General features: G+C 45.0%; 2 protein-coding genes and 1 pseudogene. 2 read left to right on the top strand and 1 reads right to left on the bottom strand.

All coding sequences use genetic code 11. The features are described from left to right. Window positions 1-142: pseudogene (locus RMO79_RS24690) on the bottom strand (response regulator); the annotation flags it as partial. A gap of 169 nt (window positions 143-311) precedes the next feature. On the opposite strand from RMO79_RS24690, the gene RMO79_RS23285 reads away from it, so the two are divergent. Both RMO79_RS23285 and RMO79_RS23280 read left to right on the top strand, forming a co-directional pair. Beyond that, window positions 312-1,139 (top strand): nitrate ABC transporter ATP-binding protein, encoded by an 828-nt coding sequence (locus tag RMO79_RS23285; protein ID WP_310485649.1) that lies wholly within the window; start codon window positions 312-314, stop codon window positions 1,137-1,139. 488 nt (window positions 1,140-1,627) lie between these two features. Continuing rightward, window positions 1,628-3,229, top strand: a complete 1,602-nt coding sequence (locus tag RMO79_RS23280) for an iron uptake porin (protein WP_310485648.1) — start codon at window positions 1,628-1,630, stop codon at window positions 3,227-3,229. The last annotated feature ends 333 nt before the right edge of the window (window positions 3,230-3,562 follow it).

The following is a 3,562-nucleotide window of genomic DNA, read 5'->3' as shown; positions in this document are numbered from 1 at the left end:
TCACAGGCTTAATTAAATAATCGGATATTTTAGAACCAATGGCATCTTCCATAATATGCTCTTCTTCACTTTTGGTGATCATAATAACAGGAAGTTCCGGCTTTGAGCTTTTAATAAGGGTCAGGGTTTCTAAACCGCTGATTGTTGTGAAATGTCCGCCTACGTGGAATAAATATTATCTCAGTCGGGTTTGGCGGACTTCGCACTCCGAGCCACGACTTCCAGTCGTAGGCACTCCTTTATGCCCCGATCGAATCGCCACCCTCTAGACGATCGATATTTAACATCAACTATTACAAATCCTAAATCCTATGACCACTTCTACTTCGGCACCTCGATCGGGAACATTAAAAACTACCAATCAAGACTTTATCAGCTTTCAAGGAGTCACTAAAACTTATCCTTCTCGAGCGGGATTAAATGTCGTCATTAAGAATATCGATCTCACCGTCAAACAAGGTGAATTTATTTGTATTATTGGACACTCTGGTTGCGGTAAATCTACATTACTAAATACACTTTCTGGATTTGCCACACCCAACGAAGGTCAAGTCACCATGAATGGTAAGTTAATTACCAAGCCAGGTCCCGATCGAATGATGGTTTTTCAAAGCTACTCTCTCATGCCGTGGATGACAGCTTATGATAATGTCTATTTTGGATTGGATTCAGTCCATCCCACCAAATCTAAATCAGAAAAAGATCGGATTGTCCGTGATACTTTGACGATGGTTGGTTTGGGCGAGGCAATGGAAAAAAAACCCACCCAATTATCTGGGGGGATGCGCCAGCGCGTAGCAATCGCCAGAGCTTTTTGTCTACGTCCTGAAGTCTTAATTCTAGACGAACCTTTTGGTGCGCTTGATGCAATTACCAAGGAAGAAATGCAGGAAGAAGTATCGGAAATCGTTCGTGAAGTTGGCTGTACCGTGCTGATGGTGACACACGATATCGATGAGTGTTTATTCCTGGCCGATCGGTTAGTGATGATGACAGAAGGCCCAGCGGCGGGCATTGGTGAGATTTTAGAGATTCCCTTCGAGCGTCCACGAGATCGCGAACAAATGCTCGAAGATCCTCGTTATTATGAATTACGTAACCGCGCCCTCGAATTTTTATATAGTGGAAATTCTCACTAGTTTAAATCGATATTCAGGTATGGACAACTATCGGTAGAGGCGATCGACGATCGCCTCTACCGATAGTTTTAGCGTTAATTTGGGTATTGTATGACTACGAACCGATCTCTGCACCGATTCGGTCATACTACACATAGGCGATTGTGGATGCGATCGATATTTTGTATCGATCGTCACTATTTAGTCTAAAATGTATACTAATTTTAAGTTGACACCAGATCGCGACGATCTAAAACTTATGGTTGCGGCAGACAATAAAAGTCATTTTGACAGCCAATTAGAGCCGTAACTGTATCGTGAATATCAGTATCGATCCCGATCGGGCAATTAAGATATGTTGCTAATGATGTGCGATCGACTGAGTTTGCGGAAATCGCAGCTAGCGGTGCGATTGTCAGGACATATTACAAAAACGTAGTCCGATTTTCACTCGATCGATCCTGTCAACTCAAACATCCTAAAATTTAATCGTGAGGAGCACCACCCGAATGTCATCAGCGTTTTGGAAATCTGTATTTATCGGCCCGATTGCGTTAGGGATCGCCATGTCGCTATCGGCTAGGACAATGGCAACACCACAGTCGAATCGCCTCGACACCGCCCCTACAAATGCGGCTAATAGCTTAATCTTAAACAAAGTCAGTAGCACCAAACCGGTCAGCATCGCGGCTGGCGAAGTCAATCCTGCTAGCAAGCCAGCGACAGATCCCGATGGCGTGGCTAACGAAGTTGTCAAACCGGGCGACTGGCAATATACCGCCCTGCAAAACTTTGCAGCTAAATATGCTTGCAACCCCAATCTCAACAACCAACCGATCTCTCAAATTGAGTTCGCACGCGGTTTAAATGCCTGCTTGACTAAAGTCGAACCCATGATTGCCCAGCAGCCTGGTAGTGTCACTCAAGCAGATCTCGAAGTCCTCAAAAGACTGACTCAAGAATATCGCGCCCAACTAACTGAAGTCGATAGTCGGTTGACTGGTGTAGATAAAAAAGTCGCCCAACTGCAAGCAAATCAGTTTTCGACTACTACCAAACTTAAAGGTGAAGCTGTATTTAACGTTACTGGTGTTTTAAGTGGTGCCAGTAATAGTAATATCGTCTTGGGCGATCGGGTGCGGTTATTATTTCAAAGTAGCTTCACTGGTAAAGATATCCTCTGGACGCGTTTAGCAACAGGGAATCAACCTTCTCTCGGTACTAACTTCAAGAGCCAAAGCACTGTAGGTGGTCAGGTCGTCGAGACTGGTGGTAGCAATTCAGTCGGTCTAGACTGGTTGGCGTATCAGTTCCCCGTCGCTAATACCAATGTCTATGTAGCAGCTTTTAACGGTTTACAAGCCGACTATGCACCCACTTACGGATCTAATTTTGAAGATTTTACCGGAGCTAGCGGCGCGCTGTCGGCATTTGCTGAATCTAGCCCCATCTACAAAATTGGTGGTGGTAGCGGGGTCGGGACGAACATCCCCATTGCCGATACCGGACTGACATCGGTATCGCTGGGTTACTTTGCGTTTAATGCTAATAGTCCGACGAATACTCCTCCTGTCAATGGTGGGTTATTCGGTACCGATAATTCGCTATTCGGACAACTCAACTTCAAACTCAGCCCCCAATTAGAAGGTGGTCTCACCTATATCAATAGCTCCCACAATAGCACCATCTTTAACGGTACTGGTGTCCTGGTTGGTACTCCTTTAGCTAATAATCCAGCTCTCGGTCGCACGACTGCCGATTCATTCGGGTTAGCATTTGCTTACAAAGCCAGTGAGAAAGTCGCTTTTAATGGTTTTGCCATGACGACTAATGCGCGTCGAGGTGGTGTCACCGATAATATCTGGAGTTATGGTGGTGGTATTTCCTTCCCTGATGTCGATGGTAAAGGCAGTCTGGCTGGTTTATTTGTCGGTGCGGAACCTTATGTAGGCGGTGTCGGTAGCACGCCCTTCCACTTTGAAGGTTTCTATAAGTACAAATTCAGTGACAATATCTCGATTACTCCTGGTTTGATCTACTTGACTTCTCCCGACCAAGTTACTAATAATGGTGCCTTAATTGGCGTGGTCAGAACTACTTTCTTGTTCTAATAATTACTGATTTATTTAATGATTAGACCCACGCCTGGGTCTAATTTCATCAGTCAGCGGGAATCTATATCCCGTTGGCTGAATTTTTAATGCTTTACCGATCTCTCTTGAAAAGGTGCTCTACTTGGGCTTCACCTTTGGACGGGTTCCCCGTCAAAAGAGGTGAGACCAGACAGGGGAAACCAAGCGACGTTTGTGGGGGAAGCTTCCGTGCGATTCGTTCGGTTGAAACCTAGTAATAGGGGGATTACCGACATTTACTGAGTAACCCACAAGGGTAGAGTTCGCACTTTAATTCTCAGTAGATGATAACTTACCATTCTTGAAGGTGAA

The organism is Chamaesiphon sp. VAR_48_metabat_403 (assembly GCF_031422475.1).
In the GTDB taxonomy this organism is placed as follows: domain Bacteria; phylum Cyanobacteriota; class Cyanobacteriia; order Cyanobacteriales; family Chamaesiphonaceae; genus Chamaesiphon.
Note: the sequence above shows the minus strand (reverse complement) of the source record. Positions and strands in the feature narration are given on the sequence as shown.

Bases quoted from the DNA above. Each gene is read 5' to 3' on its own strand.
- RMO79_RS23280 (WP_310485648.1), top strand. From the start codon at position 1,628: ATGTCATCAGCGTTTTGGAAATCTGTATTTATCGGCCCGATTGCGTTA.
- RMO79_RS23285 (WP_310485649.1), top strand. From the start codon at position 312: ATGACCACTTCTACTTCGGCACCTCGATCGGGAACATTAAAAACTACC.